The organism is Janthinobacterium sp. GMG1 (genome assembly GCF_034427795.1).
Classification (GTDB): Bacteria; Pseudomonadota; Gammaproteobacteria; order Burkholderiales; family Burkholderiaceae_D; genus Janthinobacterium.
Map to the genome: position 1 here is coordinate 534,787 of NZ_JAXQNT010000002.1, position 17,245 is coordinate 552,031.

Consider the following 17,245-nt stretch of genomic DNA (forward strand, 5'->3'; position numbering starts at 1 on the left):
CGGGCTGCCCTTTTTTATGGCAAGGGCCAAACAGGAGTATGCTGCCGCCTTGCGCGGAGAAACTACTGCTCCATGCCTACATTTTCTTGAAGATTGCATATCCCGTATGAGTATCAACGTATGAGCACAGGCACGACCGGAATCGAGTTAAAGACCCAACGCCGCAACCTGGCTGAATTCGTCGAGCTGGTCTCGTCGATGCGCTTTGCCATCAGCCTGCTGACCCTGATCGCCGTCGCGTCCATCATCGGCACCGTGCTCAAGCAAAACGAGCCCATGCCCAATTATGTGAACCAGTTCGGGCCGTTCTGGTTTGCCGTCTTCGACAAGCTGAGCCTGTACTCCGTGTATTCGGCCTGGTGGTTCCTCGTGATCATGGGTTTCCTCGTCGCCTCGACCTCGCTGTGCATCGTACGCAATGCGCCGAAGATGCTCAAGGACATGCGCAGCTGGCGCGAAACCGTGCGCGAGCAATCGCTGCGCAATTTCCACCACAAGCTGGAATGGCAGGCGCCGCTGCCGCGCGCCGTGCTGGCGCAGCAGATGGTGATGCGCCTGAAAGACGCCGGCTACGCGGCCAAGGTAGTCGAGAAGGACAACGCCACCCTGGTCGCCGCCAAGCGGGGCGCCGCCAATAAATGGGGCTATATATTTGCCCACGGCGCCATCGTCATCATTTGCGTCGGCGGTTTGCTCGATTCGGAAATGCCGATTCGCGTACAGCAATGGTTCTTTGGCAAGACGCCGTTTTCCGGCAGCGGCGTGATCGCCGATATTCCCGCCCAGCACCGCCTGAGCCTGTCGAACCCCACTTTCCGTGGCAATACCATGATTCCGGAAGGCTCGTCGAGCAATACGGCCATCATTCCCCAGGCCGATGGCGTGCTGATCCAGGATCTGCCCATCACCATCCTGCTGAAAAAATTCCACATCGATTTCTACAGCACGGGCATGCCGAAGCTGTTTGCCAGCGATGTCGTCATCACCGACCATGTAACGGGTGAAAGTTTCCCTGCAACCATCAAAGTCAACCAGCCGCTGTTGTACAAGGGCCTGGCCCTGTATCAGTCCAGCTTTGAGGATGGCGGCAGCAAGCTCAAGTTGACGGGTTTTCCCATGACGGGCAAGACGACGAAACGCTTCGATATCGGCGGCGAAGTGGGCGGCAGCACGCCGCTCGAGCGCAGCGATGGCAATTCCTATACGGTGGAATGGTCGGGTTTCCGCCCGTTTAACGTGGAAAACCTCAGCGCGGGCCAGGATGTGCGCGCCGTCAGCAAGGCGGAAAGTTTCAACGATAAATTCGCTGTCGGCCTCGATAAACGCCTCGGCTCGGCCGCGAAGAACGCGAATAACAAGGACCTCAAGAACGTCGGTCCCTCGGTGCAATACAAATTGCGCGACAAGACGGGCCAGGCGCGCGAGTACCAGAACTACATGCAGCCCGTCACCGTGGATGGCACGACGGTGTTCCTGGCCGGCATGCGCGTCAACCCCAGCGATCCGTTCAGCTATTTGCGCATTCCCGCCGATGACAATTACAGTGTGAATGAATGGATGCGTTTGCGTGCCGCGCTGCAAGATCCCGCGCTGCGCCAGCAAGCCGCCACGCGCTATGCGGCGCGCGCCATGCCGCAGGCGGGCGCGGAAGCCCTGCGCGGCCAGTTGCAGGAATCGGCGGCGAAAAGCCTGGGCATCTTTGCCGGCAATGGGCAAGAGGGCGGTTTCCTCGCCATTTCGCGATTCCTGGAGAAAATTCCTGCCGCTGAGCAAGAAAAAGCGGCCGATATCTTCATGAAAATCCTGAATGGCAGCCTGTGGGACTTGTGGCAGGCGGCGCGCGCCCAGGATGGCTTGAAAGCCATCGAGGCCGATGACAAGCACGGCCGCTTCCTGCAGCTGGCCACGAATGCGCTGTCCGACAGCTTCTTCTATGGCGCGCCCGTGTATCTGCAACTCGATGACTTTACGGAAATCAAGGCATCCGTGCTGCAGGTGACGCGTTCGCCGGGCAAGAGCGTCGTCTACCTCGGTTGCCTGTTCCTCGTGATCGGCGTGTTTTCCATGTTTTATATTCGCGAGCGCCGCTTGTGGGTGTGGATCAAGGATGGCGAGGGCGGCAGCGAAGCCTTGATGGCCATGAGCACGCAACGCAAGACCCTGGATTTTGAAAAAGAATTTGAGAACTTGAAGGCAAAGCTGCCGCAATCGGCGTAAGCTGCGCTGTGTCTGGGACGCTTGCGCGTCGCCGGGAATGGAGAAAATGATGGAATTGGCAAACAAGCAAATATATACGCAGGAACCAGGATTTTTCAAGCGCCTGAGCCTGATCGATTGGCTGTATGGCGCCGGCTTGCTGGCGGCCTCCCTGTTCGGCCTGATGCGCTTTGGCGCCTTCATGGATATCTATGAAAAAGCCATCCTGCTGGCCGCGGCGCCCACGTTCGCGTGGCTGGGCTGGTACTGGAAACCCGTGCGCTGGCTGATCCCCGTGGCAGCCGTGCTGTCGCTGTTCGCCATCGAGTTGTACGCGGGCCACCTGGAAATGGCGAACCAGAAATTCTTCCTGAAATACATCTTGTCGAGCCAGTCCGCCATCCTGTGGATGGGCACGCTTTTCGTGCTGTCGACCCTGTTCTACTGGATTGGCCTGGTGGCGCGCTCGGAATTCGGCTCATCCGTCGGTTCCCTGCTGTGCTGGGCCGGCGTCGTGCTGGGCCTGACGGGCATGCTGGTGCGCTGGTACGAGTCTTACCTGATCGGCGCCGACGTGGGCCATATCCCCGTGTCGAACCTGTATGAAGTGTTCATCCTGTTTTCCCTGATCACGGCCATGTTCTATCTGTATTACGAGCAGCACTACGCGACGCGCCAGCTGGGCGCCTTCGTCATGCTGGTCATTTCGGCGGCCGTCGTCTTCCTGATGTGGTACACGGTCACGCGCGACGCGGCCGAAATCCAGCCGCTGGTGCCGGCCCTGCAAAGCTGGTGGATGAAGATCCACGTGCCGGCCAATTTCATCGGCTACGGCACCTTCGCCCTGTCGGCCATGGTGGCCGCAGCCTACCTGCTCAAGTCGAGCGGCTACCTGGTCGACCGCCTGCCGTCGCTGGAAGTGCTCGACGACGTCATGTACAAGGCCATTTCCGTCGGCTTCGCTTTCTTCACGGTAGCGACCATCCTGGGCGCCCTGTGGGCGGCCGAAGCGTGGGGCGGCTACTGGTCATGGGATCCGAAAGAAACGTGGGCGCTGATCGTCTGGCTCAACTATGCAGCCTGGCTGCACATGCGCCTGATGACAGGCTTGCGCGGCCGCGTCGCCTCGTGGTGGGCGCTGGTGGGCTTGCTGGTGACGACCTTCGCGTTTTTGGGCGTGAATATGTTCCTTTCTGGATTACATTCTTACGGCAAGCTTTAATTGTTTTTTGCATGACAGAAGCGTCATGAACGGCTCGGGAAAACTGGTGTAAGGTACAAATAATCACCTTTTCCCGGAGCCGCCATGTTGATCAAGCGCAGTCCCAACGGCATTGAGTTGCCGTATTCTTCCGAAATCACGCCGCGTGCCGTGTTTGAAGCGCGCCGCAGCTTCATCAAGCAAATCGCCCTGGGCTCCGTGTCCAGCGCGGCCTTGCTGGAAATGGCCAGCCGCGAAGCCTTCGCGCAAGGCACCAATCCCAAGCTGGCCGCCAGGCTCAATCCTGCCTATTCGGCGCTGGAAAAGCAGACGGCCTATAAAGACGCCACCAGCTACAACAATTTCTACGAATTCGGCACGGACAAGAGCGATCCGGCGCAAAACGCGGGCACCCTGCGCACGCGGCCGTGGACGGTCAGCATCGAAGGCGAGGTCAAGAAGCCGATGACCCTGGACCTCGACGCGCTGCTGAAGCTGGCGCCGCTGGAAGAGCGCGTCTACCGCCTGCGCTGCGTGGAAGGCTGGTCGATGGTTATCCCGTGGGTCGGTTATTCCTTCTCGGAAATCATCAAGAAGGTCGAGCCGACGGGCAATGCCAAGTACGTGGAATTCATCACCCTGGCCGACAAGAAGCAGATGCCGGGCGTGGGCAGCAGAGTGCTGCAGTGGCCGTATACGGAAGGCTTGCGCATCGACGAGGCGAACCATCCGCTGGCCCTGCTGACCCTGGGCATGTATGGCGAAACCTTGCCGAACCAGAATGGCGCACCCGTGCGCATGGTCTTGCCGTGGAAATATGGTTTCAAGTCAGCCAAATCCATCGTCAAGATCCGTTTCGTCAAGGAACAGCCGCGCACGTCCTGGAACCTGTCGGCGCCGTCCGAATACGGTTTTTACTCGAATGTGAACCCCAACGTCGATCATCCGCGCTGGTCGCAAGCTTCCGAGCGGCGCATCGGCGAGGACGGTTTCCTCACGCGCAAGCGCAAGACCCTGATGTTCAATGGCTACAACGATGTCGCTTCCTTGTACGCGGGCATGGATCTGAAGAAGTTCTTTTAAGGAAAGACCATGGCCTTCAACCCCACGCCGAGACAATTGTCGCTATTCAAAAGTCTGGTTTTTTTGCTGGCACTGCTGCCGTTTGCCCGCATGGTGTGGCTGACGTACATGGGGCAACTGGTGGAGCCGCTGGAATTCATCACGCGCGGTACGGGTGACTGGACCCTGTATTTCCTGTGCATCAGCCTGGCGGTGACGCCCTTGCGGCGCCTCACGCAATGGAATTGGCTGATCAAGTTGCGGCGCATGCTGGGCCTGTTCGCCTTTTTCTACGCGGCCCTGCATTTCACCACTTTTTTATGGTTCGATCACTTTTTTGATGTGCAGGAAATGTGGAAGGATGTGCTCAAGCGGCCGTTCATCACCGTGGGTTTCATCGCCTTCGTCTTGCTGATTCCGCTGGCCGTGACGAGCACGAACGGCATGGTGAAACGCCTGGGGGGCAAGCGCTGGCAGTGGCTGCACCGGTTGATCTACATCATCGCGCCGCTGGGCATCTTGCACTTCTGGTGGATGAAGGCGGGCAAGCATAATTTCGCGCAGCCGATACTTTTTGGTGGTATCGTCGCGCTACTGCTGTTAATACGCGTGGTTTTCGCCTGGAGCAAGCGGGAGAAGAGCGTCAGGGCGGCCAAGGCAGCCACCCCGGTACGCTCGACTTAGGTTGCCGGCACGATCACCGGTGGCGGCGGCACGGGCGCCGGTTCTACGGGGCCTTTGGCTGGCGCGCCCTTGGCCGCTGGCGGCTTGGGCAGGTACAGGGGGCCAGGCTGGCCGCAGCCGGCCAGGACGCTAGAAACCACAATGGCGGTGCCGATATAAAACGCTGAGGATGACTTCACGATTAGAATCACGGTTTGATTAAGATCTTTGGAGTGTAGCATGAGCGAATCGGAATTCCTGGCCCTGGCCGAAGCCACCCTGACCCAGATCGAGGCGGCGCTGGACCGGCTGAACGATGAAGACGTGCTCGACGTCGAATGCAGCCGCAGCGGCAATGTGCTGGAAATCGAATTCATCGATAACGGCACGAAAATCATCGTCAACAGCCAGGCCCCCATGCGCGAGATGTGGGTAGCCGCCCGTTCCGGCGGTTTCCACTATAAGCGCGTGGATGACGAATGGCGCAACACGCGCGACGGTTCGGAACTGTTTGCGGCCCTGTCGGCCATGGCCAGCGAGCAGGCGGGTGCTCCCGTTGTGCTGAAGTAATTGTTTTAGCCGCGCGCAATAAAAAAGGGCAGCCTCTTCAGGCTGCCCTTTTTGCGTCAAACGAACTTAGAACAGCTCGTTCTTCACGGCTTCCTTGGCTTTCTCTTCCTCCGGCGTGCCGCGCGCCGCGCCTTCCAGGCTGCCGACGCCCGTGCCCGGCGGATTTTCCGCATAGTAATACTCGTCGCCCACGTGGATCAGCCCTTCCGGCACGGCGCGTTCCTCGACGGGAATGCTCTTCAGGGCTTTCGCCATGTAGCTGATCCAGATCGGCAAGGCCAGGCCGCCGCCCGTTTCCCGGTTGCCCAGGTTGCGCGGCTGGTCGTAGCCGATCCAGGCGATGCCCACCAGCTTGGCCTGGTAGCCGGCGAACCACGCATCGATGGAATCGTTGGTGGTACCCGTCTTGCCGGCCAGGTCAGGGCGTTTCAAGGCCATGGCCTTGTTCGCCGTGCCGAAGCGCACGACGTCGTTGAGCATGCTGTTCATCATGAAGGCATTGCGCTCGTCGATGACCCGGTTGGCTTCCTCGCCCGCCAGGTCCGGCTTGGCTTGCGACAACACATTGCCATCGCTATCGGTCACTTTGGCGATCAGATACGGGTTGATCTTGTAGCCGCCGTTGGCGAACACGGCGTACGCGCCCGCCATCTGCAGCGGCGTCACGTTGCCGGCGCCCAGGGCCAGGGTCAGGTACGGCGGGTTCTTATCCGCGTCAAAGCCGAAGCGCGTCGCGTATTCCTGGCCATACTTGGCGCCGATCTTGTGCAGGATGCGGATGGAAATCATGTTCTTCGATTTCATCAAACCCTTGCGCATGGTCATCGGACCATCGTATTTGCTGTCGTAGTTCTTCGGTTCCCACGCCTGGCCGCCAGTCTGGCCCGCGTCGAACGAGATGGGCGCGTCGTTGATGATGGTGGCAGGCGACAGGCCCCGTTCCAGCGACGCGGAATAGATGAAGGGCTTGAAGGCCGAACCGGGCTGGCGCCACGCCTGTGTGACGTGGTTGAACTTGTTGCGGTTGTAATCGAAGCCGCCCACCATGGCGCGGATGGCGCCGTCCGTGGTGCTGGCCGAGACGAACGCCGATTGCACTTCCGGCATCTGCGTCAAGACCCAGGCGTTGCCTTCCTGCATGACACGGATCACGGCGCCGCGCTTGATGCGGCGGTTCGGCGCCGCTTTGTCCGAGAGCCAGGCCGCGCCGAAGGTCAGGCCGGGGCCGGTAATGGTGATTTCCTCGCCGGCCGAGGTGACTGCCTGCAACGATTTTGGCGATGCTTGCAGCACCATGGCAGCGATGATGTCGTCGCTGTCCGGGTGGTCGGCCAGTTCCGTCTCGATCGCGTCATCGGCTTCAGCCTTGGTTTTCGGAATCTCGATATACGCTTCCGGGCCGCGGTAGCCGTGGCGTTTCTCGTAATCCATCACGCCCTTACGCAAGGCGATGTAGGCGGCGTCCTGGTCGGCCTTGGTGATGGTGGTGTAGACGTTCAGGCCGCGCGTATACGTGTCTTCCTTGAATTGCTCGTAGACCAGCTGGCGCGCCATTTCCGACACATATTCCGCGTGCACGCCGAAGGCGCTGCTGTCGGTTTTCACTTTCAGCTCTTCATTCTTGGCTTCCGTATACTGCTCTGGCGTAATGTAGCCCAGCTGCGCCATGCGCTGCAGGATGTATTGCTGGCGCATGCGCGCGCGTTTCGGATTGACGACGGGGTTGTAGGCCGACGGCGCCTTTGGCAAGCCGGCCAGCATGGCCGCTTCGGCCACGGTCAGGTCCTGGATGTTCTTGCCGAAATAGATTTGCGCGGCCGAGGCGAAGCCGTAGGCGCGCTGTCCCAGATAAATCTGGTTCATATACACTTCGAGGATCTGGTCCTTGCTGAGGTTTTTCTCGATCTTCCAGGCCAGCAAGACTTCATACGCCTTGCGCTTCAGGGTCTGTTCACTGGACAGGAAGAAATTGCGTGCCACCTGCTGCGTGATGGTCGAGGCGCCTTGCTTGGCGCCGCCCGTCAGGTTGTGCAGGGCCGCGCGGGTGATGCCCAGGTAATCGACGCCGCCATGTTCATAGAAGCGGTCATCTTCGATGGCCAGCACGGCTTTCTTCATGACATCGGGAATATCCTTGATGTGCACCATGTTGCGCCGCTCTTCGCCGAACTCGCCGATCAACACACTGTCGGACGTGAACACGCGCAGCGGCATCTTGGGCTTGTAATCGGTCAAGGTATCGAGCGCCGGCAGGTTCGGATAGGCCATGGCCAGGCCAAAGACCACCAGCAAGACGCCGACGATGCCCAGGCCCAGCAGCGATACCAGGGCCATCAGCAGGAAACGTTTGGGTTTGCTACCCTTGGTGGGCGGCTTCGAGCCAGCGGGGCCAGCGGATTTTGAAGATGTCATGCGTCGTATGTCTTTCGGTTAATTATGCCGGCCAATTATAAGCGAGCTTGCCGGGGTGGCAGCGCGCCGTGGCGCTTGCCGGAGGGATAGTCGAAACTTGCCGATACTCTATATAAGCGTGTATTGGCCCGCTGGCAACCAGGATTTGGTAACAATTATTCTGCGCCAGATCACGGTCCGGCCAGATAGGCGCCACACGCCGCAGACTCCGGCGTGAAATCCGTTTACAAGCCAGCGCTGCCGGGACTAGGCTTTCGGATGGCAGGAACCCCTCCCACGCTGACGTTTCTCTATGAAAAACATGTCCATCAGCAGTTTGCTTGGCATCGGCTTGCTGGGCGTCGACATCGCGGACGATGCCGTGCGCGTGGTCGAGTTGCGGCGCCGGCGTGGAAAACTGTCGTGCCGGCATTGCGCTGCCGCCGCGCTGGCGCCCGGCGTGATACTGGAGGGCAATGTCGAAGACATGGTGGGTCTGGCCGATGCCCTGCGCCAGGTCCGCCGCGACAGTGGCAGCGCCTGCACGCGGGTGGCGCTGGCCATGCCGGCCACGGCCCTGATCACGCATGCGATCCGCCTGCCTGCCGGATTGCCGGAAGAACAGCTGGAAATCCTCGTGGAACTGGAAGCGGCGCAGTACATGCCGTTCGCGCTGGAAGACGCCAGCCTGGATTTTTTCATTCTCGGCCCCGCGCCGCCGCTGCCCGGCACGACAGGCAAGGAGGTCGACGTGCTGCTGGTGGCGGCGCGGCGCGCCAGCGTGCAGCGCCGTCTCGATGCGGCCACGGCTGCCGGCTTGCTGGCCGTCGTCATGGATAGCGAGGCACTGGCCTTGCAGGCGGCGCTCGCGCAGGGTGGCTGGCAAGCCTTGCCCGACGGTGGCGTGGCCTACCAGCTGGCCTGGGGCCTGGCCTTGCACCGGTACGCCCGATGACGCTCCGGGCACCCATGCAGCGCATCAATCTGTTGCCGTATCGCCCCGCAGCACGGCGCAGGCGTATTCAGTTGCTGCTGTGGCAGTTGGCGGGCGGGGCGCTGCTGGGATTGCTGCTGGCCGTGGCGGCAGGCGCCTGGCTGCGCTACCAGCTCGACGCGCAGTCGCGCCGCCAGGAAGGCTGGCGCAGTGCCATGCAGCAAGTCGATGCCATGCTTGTCGCCGGCCAGCGGGTGCGGGGCGAGACGGCGGCGCTGCTGCTGCGCCAGCAAGCCATGGCCAGTTTGCAAGAGCAACGCAATGCCTGGGTGCGCATGCTGGACGCGCTGGCGCGGGCGATGCCGGCTGGCGTGACCTTGCACAGTGTGCGCCAGGAAACGGCGATGGTGCGCTTGCAGGGGCACGCTGCGTCGCAGGACAAGGTCGCGGCATTGCTGCTGGCGCTCGAACAGGCGGCGCCCTGGTCCCGCCCGGAAGTGTTGGAAGTGCACGGCGCGGCGGATGGCGCCGTGGAATGGACGGTAAGGCTGGCTTTGGCACCCGATGGGCAATCTTAGTGGTGGAGGTTGATCATGCTGAGCTTGAAGACCGCGTCGCTGTGGCCGCTACCCGCGCGCCTCGCTTGCGCCACCCTGGCCGGTACGCTGGTGACGGCCCTGCTGTACCTTGCGTGGCTTGATGGACTGTTGGCGGCCGTGCAGGCGGGGCAAGGCGAGGAGGCCCGCGTGCGCGCCGCTTATCTGTCGGCCCAAGCCAGGGCGCAACAGTTGCCGCATTGGCGCGCACAGCAGCGCCAGGCCGGCGCCGAGCTGGCCCTGCTGGAACAGCAACTGCCCGACCAGCAGGCGATGGCGCTGCTGTTGACGCAGATTAATGCTGCAGGCCAGTCGCGCGGCTTGCAATTTTCCCTGTTCAAGCCCGGTGCGGCCCTGCCGCAAGCGCCGTATGTCGCCTTGCCGATCGCCATACAGTTGCGCGGCGGCTACCACGCCATGGGCGCGCTGCTGGCGGACCTGGCGCGCCTGCCGCGCATCGTCACGGTGCATGAGCTGGCCTTGAGCCTCGGCAAGGATCGTTTGCTGACCCTCGATGCCGTGCTGCACGCGTATCGCTTGCCCGAAGCGGGGGAACGGGCGGCGCAAGCGGCATTGTTGAACAAGACGGGTGCGCCCGCAGCTGCAGCGGCATGGCGCCCGCTTGCCGCTGTCGCGCCGCGTCCCTACGCGGCGGCCGCCTTGGCCGATCCTTTTCATGCATTGCCGCCAACGCCCGAGTCCGGTCAGCGTGGCGGCCTGGCGGGGCCTGATGCGCGCCGTGTGCGCGAAGCGCTGGAAAGCGTGGCCTTGCCGGCCATTAGCATGGTCGGCAGCGTGCAGCAGGACGGGCGTCTGAACGCGCTGCTGCTGGCGGGCCAGCGCGTGTACCGGGTGGCGGTGGGCCAGTACCTGGGGCAAGACCACGGCGTGGTGACGGACATCACTGAACAGGCCGTGCACTACCGTGAACTGCTGCGCGAGGCCGATGGCCCCTGGCGCGAGCGGCGCGGCAGCCTGGCCTTGCAGGTGGCGGGGGCCAGTGCGAAGGCCAGCTTGTCCGAGGCGGCGCCATGAGGCCGCGCCGCATGCTCCTGGCCGCCATGCTGTGTTGGCATGCCAGCAGCCTTGCCCAGGAAGCCGTGGTGCTGGTGACGGCGCCGCGTTTGTATGCGGGCGAGAAAATCTCCGTCGACTTTCAGAATGTGGGCGTGCGCGCGGCCCTGCATATCCTGGCCGATGCGTCCGGGCAAAATATCGTTGCCAGCGACAGCGTGGCGGGCAACGTGACCCTGCGTCTGCGCGACTTGCCGTGGGATCAGGCGCTCGATGTGTTGCTGCAGGCGAAAGGGCTGGACATGCGGCGCAATGGTAACGTGCTGTGGATCGCACCGCGCGAGGAAATGCTGGCGCGCGAGAAGCTGGAGCTCGAAACGCGCGCGCAGATCGCGGAACTGGAACCCTTGCAGTCGGCCATCTTTCAGCTCAATTACCAAAAGGCCGAAGCGTTTCGCAGCGTATTCGGCCTGGACGCGGGGGAAGGGCGCAGCCGGCTGCTGTCGCGCCGTGGCAGCGTGCTGATCGAGCCGCGCACGAACCAGCTGTTCGTCACCGACGTACCGGCCCGCCTGGAGCAGATTCGTCAGCTGATCGCGAAGACAGATATTGCTACGCGACAAGTGATGATCGAGGCGCGCATCGTCGAGGCGAATGACAGCTTCAGCCGTAACCTGGGCGCGCGCCTGGGTTTTACGGACCAGCGCCTGGCGGCGGGCCAGCTGCCCGGCTTTTCCTTGGGCGGCAGCGGGCGCCGCGCGGCCATCGGCGGCAGTTACCAGGGCGTGGGCGAGGCGACGGGGCAAACGGTGGCCGGCGCCGGCGCTTTCGTGCCGAACACGCAATTCGTCAACTTGCCGGCCGCCAGCATCAATGGCTTGCAGCCGGCCAGTTTCGCCCTGAGCCTGTTTTCGGCGGCCGCCAATCGCTTCCTGAACCTGGAACTGTCCGCGCTGGAAGCGGACGGCAGGGGCAAGATCATTTCCAGCCCCCGCGTGGTGACGGCCGACAAGGTGCTGGCGCTGATCGAACAGGGCATCGAACTGCCGTACCAGGTGGCCACCAGCAGCGGCGCCACGTCGATCACGTTCCGCAAGGCGAACCTGCGCCTGGAAGTGACGCCGCAGATCACGCCGGACGGCAACGTGGTGCTGGAAGTGGATGTCAACAAGGATAGCGTGGGCCAGGAAACCCGTTCCGGCTTTGCCATCGACACCAAGCATGTGCGCACGCAAGTGATGGTGGAAGACGGCGGCACGGTGGTGCTGGGCGGCATTTATCAGCAATCCGAGCGGGGTACGGACAGCAAGGTGCCGCTGCTGGGCGACATCCCCGTGCTCGGTGTTTTTTTTCGCAGCACGGGCCGCAGTCAAGAAAAAACGGAACTGATGGTGTTTATTACGCCGAAAATAGTGGCAGATCGGCCAGCAACACGTTAATGTCACATCTTTACGTTTAAGTAACAATGCAAACGAAAGCGGACTGATGGCGACTATGCGGAATGTATCTTGTGGCAACACTTATTGGAGTAGGGTATCGAATTGGCTGGTCTTGCTGGCGCTGGGCACCTTGCTGGCCGCATGTGGCGGCGGTGGCGGTGATCCGACCCTGGGCGTCAAGGATGGCGCGAATGCCGGCGTCGGCAGTGTGGTACTGGTTGCTGGCGCAACAACGATTGCTGCCTCGGGCGCGGACGGCACGGAAGTCGTGCTGACGGCAGTGGTGAAAAATCCCGGCAACAATGCCATGACAGCCCAGACGGTGACCTTCACCGCCAGTTCCGGCATCATCAGCAACACCAACCGCGTGACGGATGCCAATGGCACGGTGACGGAAAAGCTCAGCGTCAAAGGCGATGCGAGCTTGCGCGACATTACCATCAAGGCCAGCAGCGGCGGCGTTGAATCGGTCCCCGTGGTGGTGAAAGTGGTGCCCGTGACCTCCGGCATTGCCAGCTTGCTGCTGACTTCTTCCGGCGGCACCCTGGCCTCGTCGGGCGGTACGGCCGTCAACATGATCGCCTTTGTCAAGGACGCCAATAATGCCGTCGTGCCCAATGCCAGCGTGACATTCAGTGCTGATTCGGGCGCGCTGGGCGCGACCAAGGTGAATACCAATGCGCAGGGACAGGCTCAGGTCAGCCTGAATACAGGCGGCGACGCCAGCTTGCGCACGATCAAGGTCACGGCCAGCGCCGGCGCGCAGACGGCCAGCACGGACATTGGCGTCAGCGGCACCCGGCTGGTCATCAGTGCCTTTTCGACGGTGAACCTCAATACGAACACCGACATGGTGGTCAAGCTGGTCGATTCGAGCGGCAATCCCCTCGTCGGCAAGCCGGTGACCTTCAGCGCCCGCAGCAATGCGATTACGGTCAAGGGTGGCGGCGCCAGTCCCGCGCTGACCGACAACAACGGCCAACTGGTGTTGAGCTACAACGCCCAGGCGGGCAGCAGCGACAGCATCAGCGTCAAGGCGCAGGGCGACAGCGTTGTGTTGCCTATTGCAATTAATGCATCGAACTTCACGATCAATGCCGTGTCGGGCGGCAACGTGGCATTGACCACCTTGAACACGAATACCTGCTATGCGGTGACGGTGCATAGTGATGTGGCTGGCGTGCCACAAACGGGCAGCGTGCGTTTCAGCACGTCGCGCGGCGCCATCTATCAGGATGCCGCCTGCGGAACGCCATTGCTGGCGCCGCTGGCGTTGGTGGGAGGCAATGCCATCGCTTACGTGCAGGCCAGCGGCGCCGGCCTGACCGCCCTGACGGCGAAGTATGAAGGCAGCGGCGCCTCGGTGCAGTCAGAAGTGGAGTTTGTTGCGCCACTGACGGCGCAGGCCACGATCAGCTTGCAAGCCGACCCGGCGGTCATCGGCGCCAATACGGCCGGCAGCACCGCGCAGCGCAGCGCCTTGCGCGCCATCGTGCGCGATGGCACGGTGGAAAACAACCTGGTCAAAAATGCACAGGTGAGCTTCTCGATCCAGTCCGATGCCAGCAATGGTTCCCTGAGTTCGCCTTCTCTGGTCGCCACCGACAGCGATGGCGTGGCCACGGTCAGCTATATCGCGGGGCAGGGTACCACCGGTGTCGATGGCGTTGTTGTCAAGGCGCAACTGCAGGGCGTGTCGAGCAATGCCGCCACGGTCAAGCTGACGGTGACGAAAAAATCGCTGTTCATCAGCGCCGGCAGCGGCAATGCGCTCGACGCCTCCGACAGCAGCACCTATCGCAAATCGTATAGCGTGTTTGTGACGGACGCCGCCGGCAACCCTGTGCCGGACGTGATCATCACGGCCGCCGCCTGGCCCCGCTATTATTACAAGGGGTATTTGCAGTATTCCCAGGCTGCCCAGTCGTGGCTGGTCGTGAGGACAGCGAACGCATGTGACAATGAAGACCGGGACCGCAGCGGCACCTTCAATCCGAATAATGACTTCAACCTCAACGGCCGTCTCGACCCGGGCATTCCGCTCAATCTGTCGACCGGCGGCAAGACCGACAGCTCGGGAACAGCGATCGTCACCCTGACTTATCCGCGCGACAGAGCGAACTGGCTGGACGTCGAATTGACGATTCGTGGCAATAGTTCCGGGACGGAGGCAACTTATGTCGGTTACACTTTGCTTCCGGGGCTGGCGACGGACTTTAACCGCGTGGATGTTTCACCTCCAGGCGTCATTAGTCCGTATGGGCAAGCCACTGATTGTCGTAATCCAAATTAATTGTCGCAGCACATGCAAAATCTGTTTTTAGTAGGCCTCATGGGCGCAGGCAAAACCACGATCGGGCGCATCCTGGCCCGCAAGCTGGGCTTGCGCTTTGTCGATTCCGACCACGAAATCGAGGCACGCACGGGGGCGACCATCCCGTGGATCTTTGAAATCGAGGGCGAGGCCAGCTTTCGCCGGCGCGAGGCCGAGGTCATTCGCGACCTGAGCGCCCAGGAAGGCATCGTCATGGCCACGGGCGGCGGGGCCATCCTCAACGCCGACAGCCGGGCCTATCTGAAGGAACGGGGCACGGTCGTCTACCTGCGCGCCAGCGTCAGCAACATCCTGGCGCGTACCAGCCATGACAAGAACCGTCCCCTGCTGCAGACGGCCGACCCGCGCCGCAAGCTGGAAGAATTGACGTCGCAGCGCGAGCCCCATTACATGGAAGTGGCCGACATTGTGATCGACACGGGCCGTCCTAACGTACAATCGATGGTTCAGACCATCCTGATGCAGCTGGCCAGCCTCGAATGCGAGGCTTCGCCCAACTGCGTCATTCATGCAGAGCCTTCGATGAACGAGCAATCCAAAATGTTGTTGAGCGTAGACCTCGACGAACGCAGTTATCCGATCGCCATCGGTCCCGGCCTGCTGGCCGACGCCGATGCGCTGCTGCGCCATATCAGCGGCCACAAGGTGGCCATCGTCACCAATACTACCGTCGCGCCCCTGTACCTGGGCCGCCTGCAGGCGGCGCTGGCCAGCGATGGCCGCGAAGTGATCAGCATCGTCCTGCCTGACGGCGAAGAGTATAAAAACTGGGCCAGCCTGATGCAGATCTTCGACGCGCTGCTGGCCAATAAATGCGACCGCAAGACCACCCTCGTGGCCCTGGGCGGCGGCGTGATCGGCGACCTGACCGGCTACGCGGCGGCCAGCTACATGCGCGGCATCGGCTTCGTGCAGGTGCCGACCACCTTGCTGGCGCAGGTCGATTCCTCCGTCGGCGGCAAGACGGGCATCAACCATCCGCTGGGCAAGAACATGATCGGCGCCTTCTACCAGCCGCGCGCCGTGATCGCCGACACCTCGACCCTGGAAACCCTGCCGGCGCGCGAGCTGTCGGCCGGCCTGGCTGAAGTGATCAAGCATGGCGCCATTATCGATGCCGCGTTTTTCGACTGGATCGAAGCGAACATGGGCAAGCTGATGGCGCGCGACAAGGGCGCGCTCGCGTATGCGATCGCCCGCTCGTGCGAAATCAAGGCCGATGTGGTGCGCCAGGACGAACGCGAAGGCGGCTTGCGTGCCATCCTGAACTTCGGCCACACCTTCGGCCACGCCATCGAGGCGGGCCTGGGCTACGGCCACTGGCTGCACGGCGAAGCCGTCGGCTGCGGCATGGTGATGGCGGCCGACCTGTCGTGCCGCATGGGCTATATCGATGAAGCGGCCGTGACGCGCGTGCGCGCGCTGGTCGCCGCCGCCGGCCTGCCCGTCAAGGCGCCGGATCTTGGTGTCGCGCGCTGGCTGGAACTGATGGAAGTGGACAAGAAGAACGAGGGCGGCGCCATCAAGTTCATCCTGTTGCAACCCCTGGGCAGCCCGAGCATCACGTCCGCGCCGCACGAACTGGTGCTGGCCACCCTGGCCGCCGGAGTGGCTTGATCATGATGCCCGAAGACTTCCTCGCTCCCTATGCGGCCCATTCGGCACAGGGGCAGGGACGTCGCTTTGCCGAGGCGCCGCACGCCTCGCGCAGCCAGTTCCAGCGCGACCGCGACCGCATCATCCACTCCTCGGCCTTCCGCCGCCTCGAATACAAGACGCAGGTGTTCCTCAACCACGAGGGAGATTTGTTCCGCACGCGCCTGACGCACAGCCTGGAAGTGGCGCAAGTGGGGCGTTCCATCGCGCGCAACCTGCGCCTCAACGAAGACCTGGTCGAAGCCATCGCGCTCGCGCATGACCTGGGCCACACACCGTTCGGCCACGTGGGCCAGGACGTGCTCAATGAATGCATGCAGGCGCACGGCGGCTTCGAGCACAACCTGCAAAGCCTGCGCGTGGTCGACACGCTGGAAGAGCACTACGGCGCCTTCGATGGCTTGAACCTGATGTTCGAGACGCGCGAAGGCATATTAAAACACTGCTCGCTGGCGCATGCGCGCGAACTGGGCCCGGTGGCACAGCGCTTCATCGACCGCACGCAACCGACCCTGGAAGCGCAGCTGACCAACCTGGCCGACGAAATCGCCTACAACAGCCACGATATCGATGATGGCTTGCGTTCCGGCCTGATCACCATCGCCCAGCTGGAAGAGGTGGAATTCTTCGGCCGTCTGTGGCGCGAGGTGCAGCAGGCGTTTCCCGGCCTGTCCGGCCGGCGCGCCATTTACGAAACCCTGCGCCGCCTGATCACGGCCCTGGCCGACGATCTGATCGTCACCTCGAATGCGTTGATCCTCGACGCGGCGCCGCGCGACGTCAGCGAAGTGCGCGCCAGTGCCCCACTGATCCGTTTTTCGGATGCCATGCGCAAGGATGCGACGGAACTGAAACGCTTTTTAAGGGCGAACCTGTACCGCCATTACCAGGTCAACCGCATGCGCGTCAAAGCGAGCCGCATCGTGCGCGAACTGTACGACAGCTTCATGGCCGAACCTGCCCTGCTGCCGCCCGACTATCAACTCAAGGATGGCGACGTCACGCACCAGGCGCGCAAGATCGCCGACTACATCGCCGGCATGACAGACCGCTACGCGATTCGCGAGCACCGCAGGCTGTATTCGCTCGACGAGCTGTAAGCGCATTACCCCCATTCCTCTCCTCTGTCAATTGGCATGATCATCTAGGTCCCCACCCGATCACCCCAATATCCCCGCAGCACCTTCT

At 62.2% G+C, this 17,245-nt stretch carries 13 protein-coding genes and 1 pseudogene; 12 read left to right on the forward strand and 2 right to left on the reverse strand.

Annotated features, from left to right (window positions below; genetic code table 11):
- Positions 1–120 precede the first annotated feature (120 nt).
- From SJI03_RS07440 to SJI03_RS07455, 4 genes are all read left to right on the forward strand, one after another.
- Complete coding sequence (locus SJI03_RS07440) at positions 121–2,217, forward strand: cytochrome c biogenesis protein ResB (RefSeq protein WP_322426693.1); 2,097 nt, start codon at positions 121–123, stop codon at positions 2,215–2,217.
- Between the two features lie 49 nt (positions 2,218–2,266).
- Positions 2,267–3,418 carry a c-type cytochrome biogenesis protein CcsB gene (gene ccsB / locus SJI03_RS07445; protein WP_034753239.1) on the forward strand — a complete coding sequence of 384 codons (1,152 nt, stop codon included), beginning with the start codon at positions 2,267–2,269 and terminating at the stop codon, positions 3,416–3,418.
- Between the two features lie 84 nt (positions 3,419–3,502).
- Positions 3,503–4,480 carry a protein-methionine-sulfoxide reductase catalytic subunit MsrP gene (gene msrP / locus SJI03_RS07450; protein ID WP_322426694.1) on the forward strand — a complete coding sequence of 326 codons (978 nt, stop codon included), beginning with the start codon at positions 3,503–3,505 and terminating at the stop codon, positions 4,478–4,480.
- Positions 4,481–4,489: 9 nt separating this feature from the next.
- Positions 4,490–5,143 carry a protein-methionine-sulfoxide reductase heme-binding subunit MsrQ gene (locus tag SJI03_RS07455; protein ID WP_322426695.1) on the forward strand — a complete coding sequence of 218 codons (654 nt, stop codon included), beginning with the start codon at positions 4,490–4,492 and terminating at the stop codon, positions 5,141–5,143.
- Here the strand turns inward: SJI03_RS07455 and lptM are convergent.
- Positions 5,140–5,322: an LPS translocon maturation chaperone LptM gene (gene lptM / locus SJI03_RS07460; protein ID WP_034778304.1), complete on the reverse strand. Its 183-nt coding sequence runs from the start codon at positions 5,320–5,322 to the stop codon at positions 5,140–5,142. The two genes, SJI03_RS07455 and lptM, sit on opposite strands and share 4 nt — an antisense overlap.
- Before the next feature lie 40 nt (positions 5,323–5,362).
- On the opposite strand from lptM, the gene cyaY reads away from it, so the two are divergent.
- Positions 5,363–5,692: an iron donor protein CyaY gene (gene cyaY / locus SJI03_RS07465; protein WP_099378448.1), complete on the forward strand. Its 330-nt coding sequence runs from the start codon at positions 5,363–5,365 to the stop codon at positions 5,690–5,692.
- 66 nt (positions 5,693–5,758) lie between these two features.
- Here the strand turns inward: cyaY and SJI03_RS07470 are convergent, their stop codons facing one another.
- A complete protein-coding gene (locus tag SJI03_RS07470) occupies positions 5,759–8,104 on the reverse strand; it encodes a penicillin-binding protein 1A (protein ID WP_322426696.1) in 2,346 nt (781 codons plus the stop codon).
- A 301-nt stretch (positions 8,105–8,405) separates the two neighbouring features.
- Here SJI03_RS07470 and pilM point away from each other — a divergent pair, with 301 nt between their 5' ends.
- The 7 genes and pseudogenes from pilM (at position 8,406) to SJI03_RS07505 (ending at position 17,157) form a co-directional block, all read left to right on the forward strand.
- A complete protein-coding gene (pilM, locus tag SJI03_RS07475; RefSeq protein WP_322426697.1) occupies positions 8,406–9,038 on the forward strand; it encodes a pilus assembly protein PilM in 633 nt (210 codons plus the stop codon).
- 14 nt (positions 9,039–9,052) lie between these two features.
- Positions 9,053–9,595 carry a PilN domain-containing protein gene (locus tag SJI03_RS07480; RefSeq protein WP_322426698.1) on the forward strand — a complete coding sequence of 181 codons (543 nt, stop codon included), beginning with the start codon at positions 9,053–9,055 and terminating at the stop codon, positions 9,593–9,595.
- A 15-nt stretch (positions 9,596–9,610) separates the two neighbouring features.
- Positions 9,611–10,648: a pilus assembly protein PilP gene (locus SJI03_RS07485; protein WP_322426699.1), complete on the forward strand. Its 1,038-nt coding sequence runs from the start codon at positions 9,611–9,613 to the stop codon at positions 10,646–10,648.
- 92 nt (positions 10,649–10,740) lie between these two features.
- Positions 10,741–12,066: pseudogene (locus SJI03_RS07490) on the forward strand (type IV pilus secretin PilQ); the annotation flags it as partial.
- A gap of 112 nt (positions 12,067–12,178) precedes the next feature.
- The gene (locus SJI03_RS07495) at positions 12,179–14,359 is read left to right on the forward strand and encodes an Ig-like domain-containing protein (RefSeq protein WP_322426700.1); all 2,181 of its coding nucleotides are present in this window, start codon (positions 12,179–12,181) and stop codon (positions 14,357–14,359) included.
- A 39-nt stretch (positions 14,360–14,398) separates the two neighbouring features.
- The gene (aroKB, locus tag SJI03_RS07500) at positions 14,399–16,018 is read left to right on the forward strand and encodes a bifunctional shikimate kinase/3-dehydroquinate synthase AroKB (protein ID WP_416208730.1); all 1,620 of its coding nucleotides are present in this window, start codon (positions 14,399–14,401) and stop codon (positions 16,016–16,018) included.
- Between the two features lie 2 nt (positions 16,019–16,020).
- Complete coding sequence (locus SJI03_RS07505; protein ID WP_099378455.1) at positions 16,021–17,157, forward strand: deoxyguanosinetriphosphate triphosphohydrolase; 1,137 nt, start codon at positions 16,021–16,023, stop codon at positions 17,155–17,157.
- Positions 17,158–17,245 lie beyond the last annotated feature (88 nt).

What these genes read in the sequence shown, in the direction of transcription:
- SJI03_RS07440 (WP_322426693.1), top strand. Translation starts at nt 121, where the DNA reads ATGAGCACAGGCACGACCGGAATCGAGTTAAAGACCCAACGCCGCAAC.
- ccsB (WP_034753239.1), top strand. Translation starts at nt 2,267, where the DNA reads ATGGAATTGGCAAACAAGCAAATATATACGCAGGAACCAGGATTTTTC.
- msrP (WP_322426694.1), top strand. Translation starts at nt 3,503, where the DNA reads ATGTTGATCAAGCGCAGTCCCAACGGCATTGAGTTGCCGTATTCTTCC.
- SJI03_RS07455 (WP_322426695.1), top strand. Translation starts at nt 4,490, where the DNA reads ATGGCCTTCAACCCCACGCCGAGACAATTGTCGCTATTCAAAAGTCTG.
- cyaY (WP_099378448.1), top strand. Translation starts at nt 5,363, where the DNA reads ATGAGCGAATCGGAATTCCTGGCCCTGGCCGAAGCCACCCTGACCCAG.
- SJI03_RS07470 (WP_322426696.1), bottom strand. Translation starts at nt 8,104, where the DNA reads ATGACATCTTCAAAATCCGCTGGCCCCGCTGGCTCGAAGCCGCCCACC.
- pilM (WP_322426697.1), top strand. Translation starts at nt 8,406, where the DNA reads ATGTCCATCAGCAGTTTGCTTGGCATCGGCTTGCTGGGCGTCGACATC.
- SJI03_RS07480 (WP_322426698.1), top strand. Translation starts at nt 9,053, where the DNA reads ATGCAGCGCATCAATCTGTTGCCGTATCGCCCCGCAGCACGGCGCAGG.
- SJI03_RS07485 (WP_322426699.1), top strand. Translation starts at nt 9,611, where the DNA reads ATGCTGAGCTTGAAGACCGCGTCGCTGTGGCCGCTACCCGCGCGCCTC.
- aroKB (WP_416208730.1), top strand. Translation starts at nt 14,399, where the DNA reads ATGGGCGCAGGCAAAACCACGATCGGGCGCATCCTGGCCCGCAAGCTG.
- SJI03_RS07505 (WP_099378455.1), top strand. Translation starts at nt 16,021, where the DNA reads ATGATGCCCGAAGACTTCCTCGCTCCCTATGCGGCCCATTCGGCACAG.